Origin of the sequence: Pseudoxanthomonas sp. PXM03, assembly GCF_014852005.1 — a bacterium.
Taxonomy (GTDB): domain Bacteria; phylum Pseudomonadota; class Gammaproteobacteria; order Xanthomonadales; family Xanthomonadaceae; genus Pseudoxanthomonas_A.
This window is the reverse complement of the sequence record NZ_JACVAU010000002.1, coordinates 580,988-598,723: the sequence shown is the minus strand read 5'-3', so window position 1 is coordinate 598,723 and position 17,736 is coordinate 580,988. Positions and strand designations below refer to the sequence as shown.

Below are 17,736 nucleotides of genomic sequence, written 5' to 3'. Positions count from 1 at the left end.
ATGACAGTTTCCTTGCGTGCGTACAATGTCTCCCTCGAGCTGCCGACGGAAGTCCACAAGACGGGGCGCAAAGGCTACAGCGACCTCTTGGCTACGATCTCGGGTGCGGTCCGCTACCAATCCACTATCCTTTCGGGCATCAATTTCGCGGCGGCCGACGGTGATCGTATCGGCGTCATGGGGCTCAATGGCGCGGGAAAAACCACGCTCCTGCGCGTCCTCAACGGGGCCTACCCGCCTACCGCCGGCGTCATACGAGCAGAAGGAACCCGGCAGTCCTTGCTCAGCCCTTTACTCGGCTTTTCCGAGTTCGCATCAGTCGCAGAGAACATCTTCCTGCGAGGAACGGCGATGGGCCTGCGCTACCGTCAGTTGAAGGTCGCGGCCCCGGAGATCCTCGAATTTGCAGGCCTTACGGATCGCGCGGAGTACCCCTTGTACTCCTTGTCCAGCGGGCAGAGGATGAGATTGGGCTTTTCCATCTCGACCGCCGTGCAACCCGATATCCTGCTGATGGACGAATGGCTATCGACCGGTGATGCGTCATTCGTCCAGCGAGCTAGAAAACGCATGACGGACCGTTTCGAGGGAAGCCGAATCGTCGTGCTTGCGAGCCATAGCACGGGTCTCCTGAGAAACACCTGCAACAAGGCGCTGGTGCTGGATAAGGGGAAGATGAGATTTTTCGGTGAAATCGCCGAAGGCTTGGAGGTCTACCGCGAAATGATTTCACTAGCATCCGCAGATGTCCGGGATGCGGCCGCCGGCGACGATCCCATCCTGTTCGGAAGTACGACGGGCGTTGTCGAGCGCATCCGGGCCGCCGGCGGTGTTCTTGAAGTTTCGGGCTGGGCCATGGATGAGCGCGGGAAGGAACCGGCCGTGGTGTGTCTGGAATTCGCTGGCGAAAAGCATCTGATAGAGACTTTCGAGCGTGTCCAGCGCGACGACGTCAGCTCCTACCTTGGAAAGGCATCGGGGAAATACGGTTTCCGCGTATCGTTGCCCCTGCTGGAAGCTGCCGATCCCGCGCACCTGGTCGAGAATTTGCGTGTCAGCGTCGGCAAGAATACCTCGCGACTCAGTCCTCCTCTGCCTCTGGTGCGCGCAAGCGTCGTCGAAACGGATTGAGGAAGGCAGTCACTTGCGCGCCGGCCATTCTTACCCCGTTACTCAACTAATGATGTGGGAACTAGATCAATATGAGTGAAGTCGTCAGCACCATCGTCAGGTTCCACGATCCGGCCGGCATGGCGAGGTTGGAGCGTGCAATCCAGAGCCTACATTCGCAGACGGACGTTCTGGTGCAGCCGATCATCGTCACCCAGGGATTCGATGGCGACGACCTCGAGCGGGTCAGAAGGTGCGTGGGTCGGCAATGGTTCTTCGAATGGATGCCGCACCCCGTTGTCCTCAATCATTCCGACCGGTCTCGTCGTGATATCAGGTCGGACCTGATCAACACGGGCATCGAGGAGCACAAGCGGATAGGCAATCGTTATCTCGCCTTTCTCGACTACGACGACCTGCTTTATACACACGCTTATAAGACGCTCACAACAGCACTTTCGACCGCGGCCGCGACAGTCGCATTCGCCGGTATGGAGATGGCTCATGCGGTTGGCTTGATGGACTATGACTTCATCTATGAGATGAGCAAGCCCTTCAAGGGAAAGAACAAGTTGGACCTCGTGCACGAGAATTTCGCGCCGCTGCACTCGTACATGGTGGATTGCAGCAAGGTCTCAGTTCAGGAGCTTCGATTCAGAAGCGACTTGAACCGTGTTGAGGATTATGACTTTCTGCTGCGCGTCGCGGGCCCCAACCCTTGCGACTTCAGCCAGTTGAAGGTGTGCATTGGCGCGTACATTCAGCGCAGCGACGACAGCAATACAACGCCGAAAGGTGTCGACACGCCAGAAGACAAGATCAAGCAAGAGGTCTGGAAAGCGAACCGTGATCTGTTGAACAGCCTTCGCAGTACTTACGAAGTAAAGCTGTTTGCGTCCGACCTCTGAATGGAAATAGAGCCATGATCAATGAGCGAATGAATGACGTTAACCTGCTTCGTGCGTCTGGGCTGGTAGACAGGATGTACCTTGCGGCCGCCATGGGCACGAGCGCGGACGCTGCAGGCGTGCCGATCGAACTGCTCTATCTTGAGAATCCCAGCTACTGGACAGCGGCTACTTCGCCATTGTTCGACGGTCGCCACTACTTGGACCAGGTCCCCGAGCTCAAAGATGCCGGCATCAATCCGCTTCTGCATTACGTCCAGGAGGGATTCAAGGAGGCCCGATCTCCGTCGCCTTTGGTTGACATGATGCACGTGACCAATCAGCTGGTCGGCGATGTGGGGCGCCCGATAACTTCGGCCGACCGTTGCAAGGCGCTTGAGCGCTATTCCGGGCTCCGTCAGGTTCTGTTGGAGACCGATGCGGATCCCAATGTATTCTTCGAGAACAAGCTCTATCGGAGCCAGCGCCATGCCATCCCCATTGGCACGGTCGACATTCCGCTGGAACACTACATAGCAAGGCGAGGTCGAAACGGGGGGGGCTATCTCGAGTGCTCTTCGCTGGCTTCGTTCAAGTACTACATGGGTAACAACCGTGATCTTGAGCAGGCGGGTGTCGTGCCTCTCTTGCATCTCCTGCAGTTCGGACTCGCCGAGGGTCGTCATTTCTCGCCCGCCAAATGCGTCAGTGAGAGCTTTCTCGGTAACGCAGCATCGCTGTTCGGCGACGACAGCATGAGAACATTGTCCGGATTCATCGCGGCCAGTGGGGCTACGGGTCAGCTGGCGGGCCCACAGTGGCCGACCCCGTACACAAAAAAGCGACTGCCCGCATTGCGTCATGAGGCGGCGAAGGGCAGCCGGAGCTGCTTCGTCGGGATCGTGCTCTACAACAACACTGATCAGGAGCTTCGCAAGCTTGAAGCCTCGCTGAGGCGGGAGGCTGCGGAGCACAGAGGCTACCGTGTTCGTTGGGAGTACTTCTCCAACGATCCCGCCAATGTCGAGAGGTACCAGCGCATCGTCGATAGCCGGATCATCACGGCGGATGGCGGCGAGAATATAGGCTTCGGACGCGCCCACAACGCGTTGATGGAGCGTGCGTTTCTCGAAGACGCGCTTTATGTCGGCGCCAATCCGGATGGCTACTTCACTCCCGGATCCATCAAGGCTCTGATCGACATGTCCGACTACTTCCATGGTCAGGCACTCATAGAAGGCGTTGCGGCGCCGGTCGATCATCCGAAGTGGCATGATCCGGTGACGCTGGATACCAATTGGGTTTCAGGAGCCTGCTTTGCTCTGCCGAAAGCGCTATGGACGGAGACGCGCGGATTCGATCCCGCCATCCACATGTACAGTGAGGACGTAGATCTTTCGTGGCGCGTGAGGCTGCTAGGAGGCTTGCTGAAAGTGTGCCCCACTGCGCGGTTCGTGCATGACGTCACCCCCAGGTTCAGCGCTGTGGAGACACGGGACGTGGAGATCGCGCGTACCAAGGCTATGCTGACCGGCGCATACTATCTCGCTAGGAAGTGGGGGGATGCTGACCAGGCAACCAAGGTCAGGAACGCGTTGAGCGCGTACTTCACACTTGGCGAAATAGATGGCTTTGCTGCACCTCAGGGCGTCATTTCGATGGAGGCGGCTCGTCGCATAACCAATTTCGCACATGAGCGATTCGCCCCTTCGCGCTTCTGGAACTGACACGTCATTGCGCGGCGTATCCGAACCAGCGTACTGATCTTCAATCTGGTCATCGATGAAAAGAGTAATCACGTTCGGCACCTTCGATCTGCTTCACGAAGGTCATCTCAGGATCCTTGAGCGCGCGAAGGCGCGTGGCGACTATCTGATCGTTGGGGTGTCGACAGACCGCTTGAATGCGGAGAAGGGCAAGCGGTCGTTCTTCGATCAGGAGCATCGAAGGAAATGCGTGGCGGCACTGGCCTGTGTAGATGAGGTTTTCTTCGAGGATTCACTGGAGAAGAAGGACGAGTACATCCGCGAGCATCGCGCGAACGTACTCGTCATGGGTGACGACTGGCAAGGCAAGTTCGACTGGGTGTCGTGCGAAGTCGCTTATCTTCCCCGCACTGAAGGTGTATCTTCAACCGAGGTCAAGGCGAGCATTGGGGAGCGATTCAAGCCTCTCCGGGTCCTATTCGGTGATACATACCTGAAGAAGCACTACGACTGCGCCCTGAGTCTTGTCAATGAGATGACCGGTGCGAACATGGCGCCGATCCTTACGCAAGCGAAGACACTGCCGCCGGGCATCGACTGCGACTGCATCGTGTACTTCAATTTGCCCGTCAATGCGCCAGCCGGTGAGTACGAGAGCAAGCCCCGGATTCTCGTCGATCACGGTGCGAGCAATCTGAAATGGTTCTTGGCGAATCAGCGGCGGTTCGATTTTTTCGACATCATCATCACCGCGGGTCCAGATCACACCCGATCCCTATTGACGTTCTTTCCGAACGCTTCCGATGGCAAGGGGAAAGTGCGGTCCGCAGGATTCATCAAATCGAAGCAGTTGCTCGGACCTCCACTGCGGACGCGCGCTGAAGTGTGCGCGGGGTACAACCTGGATCCTCTGAAGCCAATCGTTCTGTTCGTCCCGACTTGGTACATAACCAACAACCGTGATATCGCCGTCGCCATCGAGCTGGTCGCGGAAATTGAGAACCACGTTGCGGTACTTCATCCCGAAACAGCGCACATCAATACTTCAAAGCTGAATGTGGCCGCAAACGAAAACGGTATCCTAACCGAGCTTTTGAAGCATGCCGACTGTGTGGTTTCCGAGTTGTCTTCGACCATTTTTGAAGCGGCAGCGCTCGGTAAACCAATTGTCCAGATCCTGCTGGCCGAGTACTCGGACAACAATGCATCTATGTTCGACTTTCCCTACTCGGCAGGAACCTCCGAGCTTTTCTGTGGAGGACTACCCTGTCGACCTCAAGAGGTGAAGGCGGCGGTCGAGCGTGTGCTTTCAGGTTCGGTAGAGGTCTCAGCTGCGCTTGCTGGAATGCGGGGACGAATACTTAGAGGAACGTCGATCGTCGACGACAGTTCCGTAGCCATCGTTGACGAGATTGCGCGAGCGTGTCAGTTGACGACGGCTGCGCTCACGACGGCTCGCACCACGCGGAATCATTCGGTCGCCACCCATGCGCTGGCGCATGAAAATCTTCTTTTTTCCAGAAACACAATGATAGCTTGTGGAGGTGGCCGGTGGGAGCAGTACGGGCCTTCGTCGTCCAAAGAGGCTCTTCAGGGGATGCTGGCAGGCCTTGATTTCGTGGAGTTGGATTTCACGCTGGCGTCAGATGGCGTGCATGTTGCCGATGGAGGTTCTGGCGCCAGGTACGGTATCGACGGTCCGCTCAAGGATGTCACGACGCTGGAATTCCTGTCGCGCAAGTTCGATGGCATGTTGACACCGATTGGTGCGGCAGAGGCGGTCTCGGTGGCGAAGAGCGGCCGAAAAGTCGTGGTCTGCAATGTTGTTGGCGAGGATGAGGATTATGCAGCTGTTCTCAAAACATTACATGGTGTGGCGGCGGACGCCGGTGCGATCAAGCATGTTGTAGTTGAGTGTGGCGATCTGCATGAGTTGAACACTGCACTCCGTGCAGGATTCGTGCGCGTAATTCTTGACGTCGGTCGACATTACGGGGACGATCCTCTAGGCGACGCAGCGTTTGAGTTTCTACGGGCGGCGATGGCCATCGAGCCGTCGGAAGTTGTCGGAATCAAGATTCCGTACATCGGTGGATATGAGGGCGCTTCCACGATCCAAGATTCGCGCTCGCTGGCGCTGTTCCAGTTTTGGCGCCGCATTTACGTGCAGGGGGCGCCTGTCGGGGAGTACGGCAAGATTCTCAACGGGAATTTCGGCTTGTTCGCCGAAGGTTACTCCGCTAAGTTTCAGTTTCAGCACACTCCGCCAGGCTTTGCCTGGAGGGAGTATCTGTTTCTCAATCCCGACGTGGCGGCAGCCGGGCACGCGAATCAGGTCGGTGCGGTTCTGCACTATCTGCATTATGGTCATAGCGAGGGGCGTGTTCTCCGGTACTCGGTGCCACCAGACTTCACGCAAGCCATCTACGTAGACATGAATCCCGTGCTGCGCACGACTGGAATTAGCGGAGAGAACACGGCGAAGGCGCACTGGACCAAGTATGGGGAGAAGGAAGGTCGGAAGTACAAACGGAATTAGGCTTATCCGAACGCCCCGGTTGGCATCCGTGGCAAGAGCGCGTTTACAGTGTCACGGTTCGAGGAGAGAACATCGGGGTAGCGTCTCCAATGGTCGCGAGCAGATCGCTCGGCTCAAGAGACTGGCCTGAAAAGATTGCCCTCGGATCGTAAGTCCACCATCGCGAAGCGATAAGCTGCGCGATCGTTTCGAACTCGAAACGAAACCTGATTATTTTCGCGGGATTCCCGCCAATGATTGCATATGGAGGGACGTTGCCAGTCACTGTGCTGTTGGCGGCGATGATCGCGCCCGAGCCTATGGTGATCCCCAGCGCCAAGGTGCAATTGGCGCCTATCCAGACGTCGTGGCCGATCACGGGATACTTCTTCTCGCCCGCCGTCGAGAAACCAGAGGCGAACTTGCGGATCGAAGGCGTCACGTACTCTTTGAACAGGCTATTGGAAGGCCGGAAAAGAAGCGCTGAGGTTGTCAAGCTTTGAATCGGATGTTGAGAGTCGATGAACTTCAGGCCCGTCGATATGGAGCAATATCTGCCTACGTTGAGCCCGTCTGGAAGGGATGAATAGGAGTAGCTGAACGCCCCCATTGTGCAAAGGCCGCAGGAAGGATACCCACCCACGAATGGCGAGTAGGGTCCACCGTACAGTCCGCAGTTCTGTTCGATGGTTACCGGGTGCCTGAGTTTCAAATGTTGGCCAGTCTTCAACCATCCGTAGCGCCCCTCGGAGGGTGCGGGGCTGTTGTAAGCGAGCAGTATGGTGTTCTGGTGAAGGCTTGCTACCAGTTCATCCGTGATTTCTAGTTCTTTGATCACGCTTCGTATTCCATGCAGCATACGGACTGGCCGAGGCTACCCATCCTTTCCATTGTTCGACCATCGTCCCAGACGACGGGTTCTGCGAGAGGAATGTAGGCGGAGTCGCCATCTAGAATTTGATCAATGCGTAGCGGGATGTGGGCAGCCCAAGCGTTGATCGCGTCGCGATCAATGAACTGATTCAGTACTTTGTCGGTTCTCGGGTCGCCAAGCGAAGCCTCGAAAATGTTCCAGTGTGAGGGCATTCGGAACTCTAGGAAGGAGAAAACAATCTTCCCCCCTGGTTTGAGAACTCTCTTCGCCTCCTGCAAGTATCGATAGGATTCTTCGAACTGAAGATGCGTGAACACGGAGAAGAAGGTGACGAAGTCCGCGGAACAATCCGGCTCGGGGATCGTTGTGCCGGGAGCGGCGTAGAAATGCCAGTCTTGGCGGTTGCATTTTCGCTCGGCGTAGCGGAAGAGGTCAGGGACTACGTCAATGCCGACGTACTCGCCGAGTAGGAATTCCCGCAGTTGGAAAGCGAGCCGTCCGCTTCCGCAGCCAACATCGACGAGTTTGTGGTCCGGCTGCAGTCCCAAGTGCCTCAATAGCAAATACTCAAGCGTGCCCACGGCTTCATAATCACCACCAACCGCCAATGACATGGCGTGCGATTCATCGTGGGTGTCCAGGAGATCCTTGCTGTGCTTCAGATAGCTGGAAAGAAAGTGAGGCAGTTTCATGCTGCAGAATTCCGTTCTGTCTTGTGAGCGATCATTCTAACGACTTTGCGCAGCGTGCCATGTCACTGCGCGACTCACTCTAACCCCGCCGCCACCCGCAGCCGCCGCCGCGTCATCGGGCCGAAGCGCAATGAATCCGAGAGGCCCGCCAACATGTCGCCATCGGCTTGGCCTCGTGCGTGACCGGACTCCACCTCGCCAAGCGGCGCGTCCAGGGCGATCGTCGTGAGCTGGCGCCACAACAGGGCATGTTCGCGCTGTTCGCGCAGGCGCACGGCGAGCGTCGCGGCGCCGCGCAGGCGCAGGAACGCGACTTCATCCATGCGCGCGAGCAGGGTGTCGAGATCGCCGAAGTGCGCCAGCAGCACGGCGGCGGACTTCGCCCCGATCCCGGTGACACCCGGAATGTTGTCCACGGCATCGCCTGTCAGCGCGAGGTAGTCGGCGATCTGCCGCGCTTCCACGCCGTGCCGGGCCTTCACGCCATGCATGCCCCAGCGCTGGCCGCGGGCGAAATCCCATTGCTCGTCGTGTTCCTGCAGGAGTTGCGACAGGTCCTTGTCTGCGGACACGATGATGCCGCGGAACCCTTGCGGCCTTGCGGCATGCAATGCACTGCCGATCAGGTCGTCCGCCTCGTATTCGCCGTGCGCGAGCACGCTCAGCCCGAGCGCGGCGCAGAGCGCCTTGCAGTGCGTGAACTGGCGCCGGAGTTCCTCCGGTGCAGGGTCGCGATTGGCCTTGTAGGCCGGATAAAGGCGATTGCGGAAGCAACTGTCCAGCGCCTCGTCGAAGGCGATCGCGATGTGCGCGGGGCGTTCCTTCTCGAGCAGTTCCAGCAGGAAGCGCGCGAAGCCGTGCACCGCGTTGGTGGGCCAGCCATCGGCATCCTGGAATTCGTCCGGCATCGAGTGCCAGGCGCGGAACACGTACAGGCTGGCGTCGACCAGATGGAGCGGGCGCATGACGGCCTGCTCAGGCATGGGGCGCCCAGTCGCTCAGCAGAGCCGCAGGATCCGGACGTTCGCGTTCGGGTGCGTCCAGCAGCGGTGTGCCGATGTGGATGAAGCCGGCGATCCTCTCGTTCGCAGCCAGGCCGAGCGTTTCCGCCACGGCATCGTCGTACGCCATCCAGCCGGTCAGCCATTGCGCGCCGAAGCCGAGTGCCTGCGCGGATTGCAGCAGGGCGAAACAGACGCTGCCGGCCGTGAGCAGCTGCTCCTGTTCCGGCACCTTGTGGCCCGAGGTGAGGCGCGCGACCACGGTGATGATGACCGGCGCGTGCGAGAAGCGCGCTCGGTCCTTGGCGATCACGGCGTCCGCCGCAGCGGGATCGAGATGCAAGGTGCGTGCCGCCAGATATTCGCCCAGCGCATGCCTGGCGTCGCCCTGGATGCGGATGAAGCGGAACGGCACCAGCTTGCCGTGATCCGGTACGCGGACGGCGGAGGCGAGCATCCGCAGCAGCGTGGCGTCGTCAGGGCCGGGTTCGCCGAGTTGTTTGGAGGGCACGGAACGGCGTGCGTCGAGGGCGTGCAGGGGATCGGTAAGCGACATGCGTCAAGTTTACCGTGCCACATCGTGTTGCATGGCACTAAAATGCCGAGGCCATCACGGTTGCCGGTCCGCCGGATTTCCTACGATGTCATGGCGGATCCCCGGTCCGCATCCCCCGAACTCCTTTCGCCTGCCAAGGCGGGGAACCTTGCGCATGTCGAACGTCCTCAATATCGCCGATCGGCCCGGTCGGGACACGCGCCTGCTGGACCAGGCGCGTGACGCCGCGATCCCGCCGCTGGTGGACGCCTTCGCGGTGGCGTTGGGTCGTTTCGACGATGCGCTGTTCGACCGCGCCGAGCGGGCCGGTCCCTCGCAGATGGCCTTCCTCGACGCGATGCGCGAACTGCGCCGCCGCCGCGAAGACATCATCGTGCGCTTCCGCGCCCATCTGCAGCGGGCCTGGAGCGCGCTGCAGGAAGGGCAGCCGCTGTCCATGGAGCGCGCGTTCGCGCAGGGGTCGGAAGACGGACTGACCCTGATAACGGACCAGGAGCTGGAGTCCCGGCTGGCGGTGCGCAACCTGGCCAGTGTCATCCAGCGCGACTGCAAGCCTGTCCTCGCCCGGCTGGACCGCCGCCTGGGCTGGATCGCCGGCGATGTCGTGCTTGACGTGGAGCTCAACCCCATCGGCCCCGAGCACATCGGCGTGGCCGTCCACCAGGCGTTTTCGGCGTGCGACCTCGCACCCGAGGTCCGGCTGGTGGTGATCAAGCTGTGCGAACGGGACCTCGTGCCCGCGATTGCGCGCATCTATGCGTCGCTGGATCAGCGCCTCATGCAGGTCGGCGTGATGCCGGAACTGCCATCGCGCCGCGCGCCGAAGCCCGAGGCCGGCGCACCGCCGGACATGGAAAACGAGGGTGACGGTGGCGAAGAGCCCGGCGCACCCGCGTGGGCAGCGCGTTTCCTCAATCGGATGGCGGGCGTGAGCCGTGGCCTCGAAGCGACGCGCGCCGCCCCGATGATGGGCGGCTTCGGCGACGTGCCTCCGGGCTACGGCGCCGCGCCCGGTGCGCAAGGCGTCCTGCTTGAAGCCCTGCACCACCTGTTGCAGGAGTCGCGCCGTGGTCGCGATGCGGGCGATGCAGCGGAAGCGCGCGCGGCCGACCAGCGCCAGCGTGACCTCTCGCAGCGGGAAATGCTGTCGGTGCTGTCCCTGTTGCAGGCCACGCCCAGCGCCACGCTGCGTGCAGCGATCGGCGACAACGGGGAGTCACTGGCGCAGCGGTTGAAGAACGAAGTACTCAGCAGCGCCATGCAGCTGGGCGTGGACCCGTCCACCGCGCGCCTGGCGCCCGTCGACGAGGATGCGATCGACCTGGTCGGCATGCTGTTCGATGTGATGCTGGACGAGCGCGACCTGGAAGGCCGTCCGCGCGAGCTGATCGGTCGCCTCGTGGTGCCGTTCGTCAAGGTGGCGCTGCTGGACCGGCGCATGTTCGTGCAGAAGACGCACCCGGCGCGCCGCTTGCTCAACGTGCTGGCGGAGGCCTGCGAAGGCAACAACGGCGAGAGCGCCGCCGAGCGCACCTTGCTGACCAAGGTGGAAGAGGTGGTCGACCGCCTGGTCGCCGAGTTCAACGAGAACCTCGCGATCTTCCTGACGCTGGAAGAAGAATTCCGTGCGTTCCTGGAGCAGCATCGCCGCCGCATCGAGATCGCCGAACGCCGCGCCGCCGAAATCCAGCGCGGACAGGAACGCCTTGAAGCCGCGCGCGCGCGCATGAACACCGAACTGGACGAACGCCTCGCGGATCGCCGCGTGCCTCAGGCCATCGAGGATTTCCTGCGCCAGCCGTGGGCGCACCACGTCACCATGACGGTACTGCGCGAAGGCGAGGACGGCGACGGCCTGCGCGAGTCGCTCACCCTGGCGGACGGCGTGCTGGAAGAACTCACCGAAGCGCAGCGCCATGTCGTCGGCAAGCCCTGGTTGCAGGCGTGGCGACCGGCGCTGCTGAAGGTCTTCGCCAGCGTCGGCATGAACCAGGATGCCGCCGGCGGTGCGGTGGATGCCCTGCACGACACGCTGCAGGCGGTGGCCGCCGCGCGGCCGGACCTGGAAAAAGCGCTGCCGGAACTGCCGCAGGTGGTGCTGCCGAAGCCGGTCATCGACGAGGAAGCCACGCCGATCCAGTTGGTCGCCGGCGCGGATACGCTCGAGTTCGACCACAGCGATGCCGACCACTTCCGCAATCTTGCGATCGGCACCTGGCTCGACTTCATCGACAAGGACAACAAGGTGCAGGCGGGCAAGCTGTCGTGGGTCAGCCCGATCTCCTCACGCCTGCTGTTCGTCAATCGCCGCGGCGTACGTTTCTGCGTCGCTTCGCCGGAAGAACTGGCCGCGATGGTGCGCCTGGGCCGCCTGCGTACGCACCAGAGCGAGGACGCCTTCGACAGTGCCATGCAGGGCGTGATCGAGCGCCTCGAACCCGCACCGTCGCCCGCCGCGGCGGTCTGAGCACACGCCGGGACCGTCGGTCCTCCGCTTCCGCGCGGGGATGCCGCGCTCTGTTAGCATCGCGACACGGATGACCTAACGACGAGGGGCGCATGGCGGTCGAAGTTCGGGTACTGAAGGAAACCGCGACTGGTGAGCGCCGCGTGGCCGCGACGCCGGAAACGGTCCGCAAAATGCTGGCCGCAGGCGCACGGGTGACCGTGGAGCGCGACGCGGGCCAGGCAGCCGGTTTCGTCGATCAGGCGTATGCCGATGCAGGGGCGGAGCTTGTCGATGGCGAAGGCCGGCAGGGTGCCGACCTGCTGCTATGCGTGCAGCCGCCCGCGCCAGACGCGATCCGCCAGTTCAAGACGGGCGCCACGCTGGTGGGCGTGCTGCAGCCGTCGGCCGATCCCGCGCGCGACGAAGCCCTTCGCGCACGCGGCATCCAGGCGTTCCCGCTCGAGCGGCTGCCGCGCACCACGCGTGCGCAGGCGATGGATGTGCTGAGTTCGCAGGCGGGCATGGCCGGTTACAAGGCAGTGCTGATCGCCGCGCAGCTGGCGCCGCGCTTCTTCCCCATGCTGACCACGGCCGCCGGCACCATCCGGCCCTCGAAGGTGTTGATCGTGGGCGCCGGCGTGGCGGGCCTGCAGGGCGTCGCCACGGCCAAGCGCCTGGGCGCGCAGGTGGAGGGCTTCGACGTGCGTCCGGAGACGCGCGAGCAGATCGAATCGCTGGGCGGGAAGTTCCTGGACTTGGGTGTCAGCGCGGCGGGCGATGGCGGGTATGCGCGCCAGCTGACGGACGAAGAGCGCGCGCTGCAGCAGCAGCGACTGGCCGATCATCTGAAAGGCATCGATGTCGTGGTCTGCACGGCGGCTGTCCCGGGCCGCCCGGCGCCGAAGATCATCACCACGGCGATGGTGGACGGCATGAAGCCGGGCAGCGTCATCGTCGATCTGGCCGCCGAAACCGGCGGTAACTGCGAGCTGACACGTCCCGGCGAGACTTATTCGTACAACGGCGTGACCGTGGCCGGACCCCTGAACCTCGCCAGCCTGGGCGCGGTGCACGCCAGCGAGATGTACGCCCGTAACGTGCTGAACTTCGTCGCGCTGTTCGTCAAGGACGGCGCCCTGCAGTTCGACTGGGACGACGAACTGCTGGCGAAGACAGTGTGGCCGGAAAGGCCATTGGCGACGCCCGCCGTCCCCTGACGGCGGATCTCAGCGGTCTGGCCGCCGGTCGCGGTCACGCGGTGGCGGCGCGTTGTCGCGCATCCATGCCTCGCGTTGTTCGGGTGTCATCTTCTTCCATTGCTCGCGCAGCTCGGCGCGCTGTTCGGGGGTGAGCGTCTTCATGCGGCCGTAGAGCGCGCGTGCCTGTCGGCGCTGATCGGGGCTCATGCCTTCGAAGCGCTTCATGCCATGCCGTGCCTGCGCACGTTGTTCGGGCGTGAGCGCCTGCCAGCGCTGTGCACGCTCCATCATGCGGCCGCGCTCGTCCGGCTCGCGGTTCCAGCGGTCGCGCACGGGTGCGATGAGGGCCTCGCGCTGCTCGGGCGTGAGCTTTTCCCACGCAGGCAGCGGCGCGGGTGCGGACTGCGCCCATGCATGGCCGCTGGCGAGCAGCAGGCCGAGGAAGAAAAGACGGAGGGTACGGACCATCATGGGGTCGACTCCATGGCGAGGGGTTGGGCATCGGCGGAAGCCAGCCACAGATACAGGTCGGGGTCTTCATCGAGCGCGCTCGGCACGCCGAGATCATCGGCGGTGGCGTCGTTCTCCGTCTGAGCAACCGCCGATATGGTGGTTGCCGCCGTGGGTGCGGAGGCATCCGGCGTGCGCGGCAGCCATTGCAGTCCCAGCCCCACCGCGAGCACGGCGGAGAACGCTGTCGCCGTGAGCCAGCGCCACGTACGCGGGCTACCGGACGCCGGGGCGTTGCGCCGGCTCTCGTGGCGGGCGCTGCGCAATTGCATCAGCGTCTGTGGCGACACCTGTGCGAGGGCGGTCCGGTGCAGGCGACGGGCTTCCTGGTCGAAGCCGTGGTCATTGTCGTGAGTGCGGTTCATCGGAACTCCTCCAGTTGCCGTTGCAGGGCATCGCGCGCACGGGACAGGTGCGTCTTCACCGAGCCCTCCGAGCAGCCCATCGCGCGCGCCGTGTCGGCCACGTCCAGTTCTTCCAGCACGCGCAGGGTGAACGCTTCGCGCTGCCGGGCAGGCAATGCGCGCAGGGCATGCACGAGGCGCGCGTAGGCTTCGCGCTGGTCGTGCGCCTGCGAGGGGCCGGCGCCGTGGTCGGGCGCCCAGTCCACCGGGCCTTCTTCGCCGCGGTCGCCGGTCGGCAGCAGCCAGCGCAGCCGGAAGCCGGCGCGGCGCTGCAGGTCGACGATGCGCCGGCGCAGGATGCTCCAGAACAAGGGCGTCCATTCCGCAGCAGGGCGGTCGGCGTACACCAGCATCTTCATCATGGCGTCCTGCACGGCGTCCAGTGCGTCCTCGCGATGGCGCAGGCCGGCTTCGGCAAAGCGGAACGCGCGCGGCCCGATGTCAGCCAGGAACAGATCAAGCGTCGCCGCCAGTGGGCTGGACGGCGACGTTTCCGGCGACGGACTGGGGGCGGTGCTCACCAACATAGCTTAGCGGCCAGTGGCGTGAATCAGCCGCGACGATCCAGGCGGCGGTCGATGCGGTCGCCGCGACGGTCCCAATGCGCTTCGGCGCGCTCGCCCTTGCGGTCCAGGCGGAGGTCGATACGGTCGCCACGGCGCTCCAGGTGCTTCGCGGCGCGGGGATGGCCATGGGTGTCGGCCCACTGCGCGCTGCGGTCGAAGCGCCGTTCGATGCGGTCGCCGCGCGCATCCATGCGGTGCTCCACGCGGTCGCCCTTGCGATCCAGCCGGTGGTCGATGCGGTCTCCTGCATCGCGCGCGGAGGCGACGCCGGTGGTGCCCAGCAGCAGTACGGTCAGTGCCAGCAGTGACATGCGTCTCATGGTCGGGTCCTCGGGGGTGGGTGGTGCAGGCATGGGAACGCGCTGCGCGGGGCGCGGTTGACAGGCCGGACAGCGACACCCGCCGGGTTCAGGTGCGGTTATGATGCGGACACACCCTGCGCGCCGCGCAACGGTGTCGACAACGTGGACAGGATGGGGGAGCGGATGAGCGACGGGTTCGTGGCGCTGTACATCTTCATGCTGGCGGCCATCGCCGGGCACGTGATCATTTCGCGGGTGCCGGTGATCCTGCACACGCCGCTGATGTCCGGCTCCAACTTCATCCACGGCATCGTGCTGATCGGTGCGATGGTGGTGCTGGGCCACGCCGATACCACGCTGGAGAAGGCCATCGGTTTCATCGCCGTGCTGCTCGGCGCTGGCAATGCTGCCGGCGGCTACGTGGTCACCGAGCGCATGCTGGACATGTTCAAGAGCAGCAAGAAGCCGGGGGACGCCAAATGAGCGCGCTCACCCTGGTGAAGCTGAGCTATTTCGTCGCCGCCACGCTGTTCCTGCTGGGCCTGCAGCGCATGGCCAGTCCCAAGACGGCGCGCAGCGGCATCCAGTGGGCCGGCGTGGGCATGCTGATCGCGACGGTTGCCACGTTCTTCCTGCCTGGCCTGCACAACATCGGCCTGATGATCGCCGCCATCGTCATCGGCGTTGGGTTGAACTGGGTGTGGGGAAAGAAGGTGGCGATCACCGATATGCCGCAGATGGTTGCGCTGTTCAATGGCATGGGCGGCGGTTCGGCGGCTGCCATCGGCGCCGTGGAACTGGTGCGCTACTCGTCGGGTGAGCCGGCCCCATCGACGTTCACGCTGTCGCTCGCCGTCATCGGCGCGCTGATCGGTGCGGTCTCGCTGACCGGCTCGGTGATCGCCTGGGCCAAGCTCGACGGGCGCATGGACAAGCGCTACACCTTCCCGGGCCAGCAGTGGTTCAACGCGCTGGTGGCGCTGGCCGCCATCGCCAGCGGCGTGATGGCGCTGACCACCCTGGCGATGCCGTGGATCGTCGCGTTCTTCGCGCTGTCGCTGGCCCTGGGCGTGCTGATGACGCTGCCGATCGGCGGCGCCGACATGCCGGTGGTGATTTCGCTGTACAACGCCTTCACCGGTCTGGCGGTGGCGTTCGAAGGTTACGTGCTGGGCAACGAGGCGCTGATCATCGCCGGCACCATGGTCGGCGCGGCCGGCATGCTGCTGACGCGACTGATGGCCAAGGCGATGAACCGGAAGATCAGCAACGTGCTGTTCTCCAACTTCGGCGGCGGCAGTGCGGCGATGCAGGAAATCGGCGGCTCCATGAAGCCCATCGAGGCTGCGGACGTGGCCGCGATGATGGCGTATGCCGAACGCGTGGTGATCGTGCCGGGCTACGGCCTGGCGGTAGCGCAGGCGCAGCACAAGATCTGGGAGCTCAGCCAGAAGCTGATGGATCGCGGGGTGAAGGTGAAGTTCGCCATCCACCCCGTCGCCGGCCGCATGCCGGGGCACATGAACGTGCTGCTGGCCGAAGCCGGCGTGCCCTACGACCTGATCGCCGACATGGACGACATCAACCCCGAGTTCGCCAATACCGACGTCTCGCTGGTGATCGGCGCCAACGACGTGGTCAACCCGGTCGCGAAGACCGATCCCGCGTCGCCGATCTACGGCATGCCGATCCTCGACGTGGTGAACTCGAAGAACACCATCGTCATCAAGCGCGGCAAGGGCACCGGTTTCGCCGGCATCGAGAACGCGCTGTTCTACGCCGACAACACCCGCATGCTGTACGGCGACGGCAGCGAGATGGCCAACGCGCTGGTCAGCGAACTGAAAGCGCTCGACGGCGGCCACTGAACCGGTCCCTCCGGCCGGTCAGCGCGCCCACCACGCGGCCAGGAGGGGGGCCGCCGCGAGAGCGGCCACATCGAGCGGGGTCGTGGTCAGCGTCACCAGTGTCCATGCGTGGTGAAAGCCCAGCCGCAGCAGGGAGTCCCACGGATCGAGGCCGAACGAGAGGCCCATCTGGGTAGCGGAAATGCTCCACAGTGCCAGCAGGCAGATCACGGCGGTCACCAGCGCACCGAGAAGGGCGCGCCAGGCGCCCGGGCGCATGCCGGCAAGGCGCAGCACCAGCACCACGTCGACCGCCGCGAGCAGCGCCATCCAGCCGGCCTGTCGCTGCAGGTAGAGCGCCAGCATCACCCAGATCAGCACCACGCTGCCGCCGCCCAGCAGGAGCATCGAGGGGAGCAGCCAACGGTGGGTGCGACGCGGGGCAGGGGGCATGGAGACTCCGGAAGGGCCGCCAAGGATACGGCCTGGACGCAGCCGCAGGGGTGCGGGGGCTACAATAGGACGCCTTGCAGCGCCCCACGCGCGCCCCCATCTGGTCCGGCATGTACTCCCGCAGCAGCGAACCCGTCCAATTCTCCCGCGATTGCGCCGCCGTCCTGGTGCCGCAAGGGGAGCTCGTCACCCTGCCGGCCGGCAGCTATGGCTACATCACCCAGGCGCTGGGCGGCAGCTATACCGTTTTCGTGGAAGGCAACCTGTTCCGCATTGCCGGCAAGGATGCGGATGCCATCGGCAAGGAGCCCACCGAGCCGCTGTCGCTGCCCGACAACGCCAGCGACGAAGAGGTCGAGGCGCTGGTGTGGAACCAGCTGCGCACCTGCTTCGACCCCGAGATCCCGTTCAATATCGTCGACCTGGGTCTGGTGTACGAAGCCAACCTCAGCAAGCGCGACGACGGCCAGCGCGACGTGGAGGTCAAGATGACGCTGACCGCCCCCGGCTGCGGCATGGGCGAGATCCTGGTGGATGACGTGCGCAGCAAGCTGGAGATGATCCCCACCGTCGCCGACGCCGATGTCGAACTGGTCTTCGACCCGCCGTGGGGCCGCCACATGATGTCCGATGCCGCCAAGCTCGAGACCGGCATGCTCTGA

18 protein-coding genes are annotated in these 17,736 nt (G+C 63.3%); 9 read left to right on the top strand and 9 right to left on the bottom strand.

Annotation, left to right across the window (positions count from 1 at the left end; translation table 11 throughout):
* From IB223_RS11640 to IB223_RS11625, 4 genes are all read left to right on the top strand, one after another.
* A complete protein-coding gene (locus IB223_RS11640) occupies positions 1-1,131 on the top strand; it encodes an ATP-binding cassette domain-containing protein (protein WP_192201890.1) in 1,131 nt (376 codons plus the stop codon).
* Between the two features lie 71 nt (positions 1,132-1,202).
* Positions 1,203-2,018 carry a hypothetical protein gene (locus IB223_RS11635; RefSeq protein WP_192201888.1) on the top strand — a complete coding sequence of 272 codons (816 nt, stop codon included), beginning with the start codon at positions 1,203-1,205 and terminating at the stop codon, positions 2,016-2,018.
* Positions 2,019-2,032: 14 nt separating this feature from the next.
* Complete coding sequence (locus IB223_RS11630) at positions 2,033-3,724, top strand: hypothetical protein (RefSeq protein WP_192201886.1); 1,692 nt, start codon at positions 2,033-2,035, stop codon at positions 3,722-3,724.
* A 55-nt stretch (positions 3,725-3,779) separates the two neighbouring features.
* A complete protein-coding gene (locus IB223_RS11625) occupies positions 3,780-6,242 on the top strand; it encodes an adenylyltransferase/cytidyltransferase family protein (protein WP_192201884.1) in 2,463 nt (820 codons plus the stop codon).
* A 43-nt stretch (positions 6,243-6,285) separates the two neighbouring features.
* Here the strand turns inward: IB223_RS11625 and IB223_RS11620 are convergent, their stop codons facing one another.
* The 4 genes from IB223_RS11620 to IB223_RS11605 all read right to left on the bottom strand — a co-directional run bounded on the left by IB223_RS11620 (position 6,286) and on the right by IB223_RS11605 (position 9,344).
* The gene (locus IB223_RS11620; RefSeq protein ID WP_192201882.1) at positions 6,286-7,059 is read right to left on the bottom strand and encodes a CatB-related O-acetyltransferase; all 774 of its coding nucleotides are present in this window, start codon (positions 7,057-7,059) and stop codon (positions 6,286-6,288) included.
* Positions 7,056-7,787 carry a class I SAM-dependent methyltransferase gene (locus tag IB223_RS11615; protein ID WP_192201881.1) on the bottom strand — a complete coding sequence of 244 codons (732 nt, stop codon included), beginning with the start codon at positions 7,785-7,787 and terminating at the stop codon, positions 7,056-7,058. Before IB223_RS11615 ends, IB223_RS11620 begins: the two co-directional genes overlap by 4 nt.
* Positions 7,788-7,861: 74 nt before the next feature.
* The gene (locus IB223_RS11610) at positions 7,862-8,752 is read right to left on the bottom strand and encodes a 5'-3' exonuclease H3TH domain-containing protein (protein ID WP_192201879.1); all 891 of its coding nucleotides are present in this window, start codon (positions 8,750-8,752) and stop codon (positions 7,862-7,864) included.
* Between the two features lie 10 nt (positions 8,753-8,762).
* A complete protein-coding gene (locus tag IB223_RS11605; protein WP_192201876.1) occupies positions 8,763-9,344 on the bottom strand; it encodes a nitroreductase in 582 nt (193 codons plus the stop codon).
* A gap of 154 nt (positions 9,345-9,498) precedes the next feature.
* Between IB223_RS11605 and IB223_RS11600 the strand changes: the two genes are divergently transcribed.
* Both IB223_RS11600 and IB223_RS11595 read left to right on the top strand, forming a co-directional pair.
* Positions 9,499-11,811, top strand: coding sequence for a DUF1631 domain-containing protein (locus IB223_RS11600; protein WP_192201874.1), 2,313 nt, complete (start codon positions 9,499-9,501; stop codon positions 11,809-11,811).
* Between the two features lie 92 nt (positions 11,812-11,903).
* The gene (locus IB223_RS11595; protein ID WP_192201872.1) at positions 11,904-13,010 is read left to right on the top strand and encodes an NAD(P) transhydrogenase subunit alpha; all 1,107 of its coding nucleotides are present in this window, start codon (positions 11,904-11,906) and stop codon (positions 13,008-13,010) included.
* Positions 13,011-13,019: 9 nt separating this feature from the next.
* Here the strand turns inward: IB223_RS11595 and IB223_RS11590 are convergent, their stop codons facing one another.
* From IB223_RS11590 to IB223_RS11575, 4 genes are read right to left on the bottom strand one after another with little or no spacing between them, the layout of a single operon-like run.
* A complete protein-coding gene (locus tag IB223_RS11590; protein ID WP_225591013.1) occupies positions 13,020-13,463 on the bottom strand; it encodes a DUF3106 domain-containing protein in 444 nt (147 codons plus the stop codon).
* Positions 13,460-13,867: a hypothetical protein gene (locus IB223_RS11585; RefSeq protein ID WP_192201870.1), complete on the bottom strand. Its 408-nt coding sequence runs from the start codon at positions 13,865-13,867 to the stop codon at positions 13,460-13,462. The genes IB223_RS11590 and IB223_RS11585 overlap by 4 nt, the downstream gene beginning before the upstream one ends.
* Complete coding sequence (locus IB223_RS11580; protein ID WP_192201868.1) at positions 13,864-14,433, bottom strand: RNA polymerase sigma factor; 570 nt, start codon at positions 14,431-14,433, stop codon at positions 13,864-13,866. The genes IB223_RS11585 and IB223_RS11580 overlap by 4 nt, the downstream gene beginning before the upstream one ends.
* A gap of 23 nt (positions 14,434-14,456) precedes the next feature.
* Complete coding sequence (locus IB223_RS11575) at positions 14,457-14,792, bottom strand: hypothetical protein (protein WP_192201866.1); 336 nt, start codon at positions 14,790-14,792, stop codon at positions 14,457-14,459.
* A gap of 165 nt (positions 14,793-14,957) precedes the next feature.
* Between IB223_RS11575 and IB223_RS11570 the strand changes: the two genes are divergently transcribed.
* The gene (locus IB223_RS11570; protein ID WP_142125856.1) at positions 14,958-15,257 is read left to right on the top strand and encodes an NAD(P) transhydrogenase subunit alpha; all 300 of its coding nucleotides are present in this window, start codon (positions 14,958-14,960) and stop codon (positions 15,255-15,257) included.
* Positions 15,254-16,642 carry an NAD(P)(+) transhydrogenase (Re/Si-specific) subunit beta gene (locus tag IB223_RS11565; protein WP_192201864.1) on the top strand — a complete coding sequence of 463 codons (1,389 nt, stop codon included), beginning with the start codon at positions 15,254-15,256 and terminating at the stop codon, positions 16,640-16,642. Before IB223_RS11570 ends, IB223_RS11565 begins: the two co-directional genes overlap by 4 nt.
* Positions 16,643-16,660: 18 nt before the next feature.
* Here the strand turns inward: IB223_RS11565 and IB223_RS11560 are convergent, their stop codons facing one another.
* The gene (locus IB223_RS11560; RefSeq protein WP_192201862.1) at positions 16,661-17,074 is read right to left on the bottom strand and encodes a hypothetical protein; all 414 of its coding nucleotides are present in this window, start codon (positions 17,072-17,074) and stop codon (positions 16,661-16,663) included.
* 110 nt (positions 17,075-17,184) lie between these two features.
* On the opposite strand from IB223_RS11560, the gene sufT reads away from it, so the two are divergent.
* Positions 17,185-17,736, top strand: coding sequence for a putative Fe-S cluster assembly protein SufT (gene sufT, locus IB223_RS11555; RefSeq protein WP_192202406.1), 552 nt, complete (start codon positions 17,185-17,187; stop codon positions 17,734-17,736).

Excerpts from the sequence above, each read along its gene's own strand:
- IB223_RS11580 (WP_192201868.1), bottom strand. The coding sequence starts at position 14,433 with ATGTTGGTGAGCACCGCCCCCAGTCCGTCGCCGGAAACGTCGCCGTCC.
- IB223_RS11630 (WP_192201886.1), top strand. The coding sequence starts at position 2,033 with ATGATCAATGAGCGAATGAATGACGTTAACCTGCTTCGTGCGTCTGGG.
- IB223_RS11610 (WP_192201879.1), bottom strand. The coding sequence starts at position 8,752 with ATGCGCCCGCTCCATCTGGTCGACGCCAGCCTGTACGTGTTCCGCGCC.
- IB223_RS11600 (WP_192201874.1), top strand. The coding sequence starts at position 9,499 with ATGTCGAACGTCCTCAATATCGCCGATCGGCCCGGTCGGGACACGCGC.
- IB223_RS11585 (WP_192201870.1), bottom strand. The coding sequence starts at position 13,867 with ATGAACCGCACTCACGACAATGACCACGGCTTCGACCAGGAAGCCCGT.
- IB223_RS11640 (WP_192201890.1), top strand. The coding sequence starts at position 1 with ATGACAGTTTCCTTGCGTGCGTACAATGTCTCCCTCGAGCTGCCGACG.
- IB223_RS11635 (WP_192201888.1), top strand. The coding sequence starts at position 1,203 with ATGAGTGAAGTCGTCAGCACCATCGTCAGGTTCCACGATCCGGCCGGC.
- IB223_RS11565 (WP_192201864.1), top strand. The coding sequence starts at position 15,254 with ATGAGCGCGCTCACCCTGGTGAAGCTGAGCTATTTCGTCGCCGCCACG.
- IB223_RS11570 (WP_142125856.1), top strand. The coding sequence starts at position 14,958 with ATGAGCGACGGGTTCGTGGCGCTGTACATCTTCATGCTGGCGGCCATC.
- IB223_RS11625 (WP_192201884.1), top strand. The coding sequence starts at position 3,780 with ATGAAAAGAGTAATCACGTTCGGCACCTTCGATCTGCTTCACGAAGGT.
- IB223_RS11615 (WP_192201881.1), bottom strand. The coding sequence starts at position 7,787 with ATGAAACTGCCTCACTTTCTTTCCAGCTATCTGAAGCACAGCAAGGAT.
- sufT (WP_192202406.1), top strand. The coding sequence starts at position 17,185 with ATGTACTCCCGCAGCAGCGAACCCGTCCAATTCTCCCGCGATTGCGCC.
- IB223_RS11590 (WP_225591013.1), bottom strand. The coding sequence starts at position 13,463 with ATGATGGTCCGTACCCTCCGTCTTTTCTTCCTCGGCCTGCTGCTCGCC.
- IB223_RS11575 (WP_192201866.1), bottom strand. The coding sequence starts at position 14,792 with ATGAGACGCATGTCACTGCTGGCACTGACCGTACTGCTGCTGGGCACC.
- IB223_RS11560 (WP_192201862.1), bottom strand. The coding sequence starts at position 17,074 with ATGCCCCCTGCCCCGCGTCGCACCCACCGTTGGCTGCTCCCCTCGATG.
- IB223_RS11605 (WP_192201876.1), bottom strand. The coding sequence starts at position 9,344 with ATGTCGCTTACCGATCCCCTGCACGCCCTCGACGCACGCCGTTCCGTG.
- IB223_RS11595 (WP_192201872.1), top strand. The coding sequence starts at position 11,904 with ATGGCGGTCGAAGTTCGGGTACTGAAGGAAACCGCGACTGGTGAGCGC.